This window comes from Streptomyces sp. NRRL S-31, from assembly GCF_000718775.1.
Lineage (GTDB): Bacteria > Actinomycetota > Actinomycetes > Streptomycetales > Streptomycetaceae > Streptomyces.
The window spans coordinates 1-3,451 of record NZ_JOCB01000189.1 but is presented as its reverse complement, the minus strand read 5'-3'; the positions used below and the strand labels follow the sequence as shown (position 1 = coordinate 3,451).

General features: G+C 68.5%; 1 protein-coding gene. It reads right to left on the bottom strand.

Going from position 1 to position 3,451, the window contains the following annotated elements:
* Positions 1–3,451: methionine synthase (metH, locus tag IF37_RS0137935; protein ID WP_030754106.1), on the bottom strand; the 3,451-nt coding region annotated here is incomplete at both ends.

The window sequence follows — 3,451 nt, the reverse complement described above, 5'->3', positions numbered from 1 at the left end:
TGGCTTCGGGGTGGTGGATCACGATGGCGTCGGTGGACTGTTCGGGGTGGAGCTGGAACTCCTCGGAGAGGTGGACACCGATCCGCTCCGGTTGGAGCAGGTCGGCGATCTTGGCGCGGTCTTCGAGGTCGGGGCAGGCGCCGTAGCCGAGGGAGAAGCGGGCGCCGCGGTATTTCAGGGCGAACATGTCCTGCATGCGGTCGGGGTCCTCGGCGGCGAAGCCGAGTTCGGCGCGTACCCGGGCGTGCCAGTATTCGGCGAGTGCTTCGGCGAGTTGGACGGACAGGCCGTGGAGTTCGAGGTAGTCGCGGTAGGCGTTGGCGGCGAAGAGGTGGGCGGTTTCCTCGCCGATGCGGGAGCCGACGGTGACGACCTGGAAGCCGACGATGTCGGTTTCGCCGGATTCCTGGGGGCGGAAGTAGTCGGCGAGGCAGAGGCGTCGGCCGCGGCGTTGGCGGGGGAAGGTGAAGCGGGTGCGTTCGTTGCCGTGTTCGTCGAGGACGATGAGGTCGTCGTCTTTGGAGACGCAGGGGAAGTAGCCGTAGACGACGGCTGCTTCGAGGAGGTTGTCGGTGTGGAGGCGGTCGAGCAGGCCGCGCAGGCGGGGCCGTCCCTCGTTCTCGGCGAGTTCTTCGTAGGTGGGGCCGTCGCCGGTGCGGGCCTGTTTCAGGCCCCACTGGCCTTTGAAGAGTGCGTCCTCGTCGAGCCAGGTGGCGTATTCCTTCAGGCCGATGCCCTTGATGACGCGGGTGCCGAGGAACGGGGGGGTGGGGACGGGGTTGGTGGTGCTGACGTCGGAGCGGATGTGTTCCCCGGCCGGCTGCTCCTCCACCCGGAGCGCGGCGGTGGGGGTGGTGGTGCGTACGCGGCGCTGGCGCAGTTCGGGGAGTTTCGCTCCGGGCACGCCGCGTTTGACGCCGATGAGGGCGTCCATGAGGTGCAGTCCTTCGAAGGCGTCGCGGGCGTAGCGGACCTCGCCCTGGTAGATCTCGTGGAGGTCTTGTTCGACGTAGGCGCGGGTGAGGGCGGCGCCGCCGAGGATGACGGGGAAGCGGGGGGCCAGGCCGCGCTGGTTGAGTTCTTCGAGGTTCTCTTTCATGATCACGGTGGATTTGACCAGCAGGCCGGACATGCCGATGACGTCGGCGCGGTGTTCCTCGGCGGCTTCCAGGATGGCGGAGACCGGTTGTTTGATGCCGAGGTTGACGACGTTGTAGCCGTTGTTGGACAGGATGATGTCGACGAGGTTCTTGCCGATGTCGTGGACGTCGCCGCGGACGGTGGCCAGGACGATGGTGCCCTTGCCCTCGGCGTCGGTCTTCTCCATGTGCGGTTCCAGGTGGGCCACGGCCGCCTTCATCACCTCGGCCGACTGCAGGACGAACGGCAGTTGCATCTGTCCGGAGCCGAACAGTTCCCCGACGACTTTCATGCCGTCCAGCAGGGTGTCGTTGACGATGTCCAGCGCCGGCCGCTCCCGGAGCGCGGCCTGGAGGTCGGCTTCCAGGCCGTTGCGTTCGCCGTCGATGATCCGCCGCTTGAGGCGTTCCTCCAGGGGGAGTGCCGCCAGTTCCTCGGCCTTGCCCGCCTTCAGGGACTGCGCCGTCGCGCCCTCGAACAGCCGCATGAGTTTCTGCAAGGGGTCGTAGCCCTCGGAGCGGCGGTCGTAGATCAGGTCCAGGGCGGTGGTGACCTGTTCCTCGTCGAAGCGGGCGATGGGCAGGATCTTGCTCGCGTGGACGATCGCGGAGTCCAGTCCGGCCTTGACGCACTCGTGGAGGAAGACCGAGTTCAGCAGGATCCGCGCGGCCGGGTTCAGGCCGAAGGAGATGTTCGACAGGCCCAGCGTGGTCTGTACCGCCGGATGCCGGCGCTTCAGCTCGCGGATCGCCTCGATGGTGGCGATGCCGTCCCCGCGGGACTCCTCCTGGCCGGTGCAGATGGTGAACGTCAGGGTGTCGATGAGGATGTCCTCCTCACGGATGCCCCAGTTCCCCGTCAGGTCCGCGATCAGCCGTTCGGCGATCTCCACCTTCTTCTCCGGGGTGCGGGCCTGGCCCTCCTCGTCGATGGTCAGCGCGATCAGTGCCGCGCCGTGCTCCCGCGCCAGCGCGCTGACCTGCGCGAACCGCGACGTCGGGCCGGCGCCGTCCTCGTAGTTCACCGAGTTGATCACCGCGCGGCCGCCCAGCTTCTCCAGCCCCGCCCGGATCACCTCCACCTCGGTGGAGTCCAGCACCACCGGCAGCGTGGACGCCGTCGCGAACCGCCCCGCCAGCTCCTCCATGTCCGCCACACCGTCCCGGCCGACATAGTCCACACACAGATCCAGCATGTGCGCGCCCTCGCGGATCTGCTCCCGCGCCATCTCCACGCAGTCGTCCCAGCGGCCCGCCAGCATCGCCTCACGGAACTTCTTCGACCCGTTGGCGTTCGTCCGCTCGCCGATGGCCAGGTAGGAGGTGTCCTGCCGGAACGGCACCGCCTGGTACAGGGAGGCCGCGCCGGGCTCCGGACGCGGCTCGCGCACCGGGACGTCCAGCCCCCGCACCCGCTCCACCACCTGCCGCAGGTGCTCCGGCGTCGTCCCGCAGCAGCCCCCCACCAGCGACAGCCCGTACTCCCGCACGAACGTCTCCTGCGCATCGGCCAGCTCCGGCGCCGACAGCGGATAATGCGCGCCGTCCCTGCCCAGCACCGGCAGCCCCGCGTTCGGCATACACGACAACGGCACCCGCGCATGCCGGGCCAGATAGCGCAGATGCTCACTCATCTCCGCCGGACCCGTCGCACAGTTCAGGCCGATCATGTCGATACCCAGCGGCTCCAGCGCGGTCAGCGCCGCACCGATCTCCGAACCCAGCAGCATCGTGCCGGTCGTCTCCACTGTCACCGACACGATCACCGGCAGATCCAGACCCAGCGCGTCAAGAGCCCGCCGGGCACCGAGCACCGCCGCCTTCGTCTGGAGAAGATCCTGCGTGGTCTCCACCAGCAGGGCGTCGGCACCGCCCGCGACCAGCCCCTCCGCATTGCGCTGATAGGCATCGCGCAGCGTCGGATACGGGGCGTGGCCGAGGGTGGGCAGCTTGGTGCCCGGACCCATCGACCCCAGCACCCAGCGCGGCCGGCCGTCCCGCGCCGTGAACGCGTCCGCGCTCTCCCGGGCCACCCGGGCACCCGCCTCGGACAGCTCACACACCCGCTCGGGAATGTCGTACTCACCCAGCGCGGAATGGTTCGCACCGAAGGTGTTGGTCTCCACACAGTCCACACCCACCGCGAAATACGCCTCGTGGACGGACCGGACGATATCCGGCCGGGTGACATTCAGGATCTCGTTGCAACCCTCGAGGTTCTGGAAATCCTCCAGAGTCGGCTCCTGGGCCTGGAGCATCGTGCCCATCGCTCCATCGGCGACCACCACACGCGTGGCGAGCGCCTCTCGGAG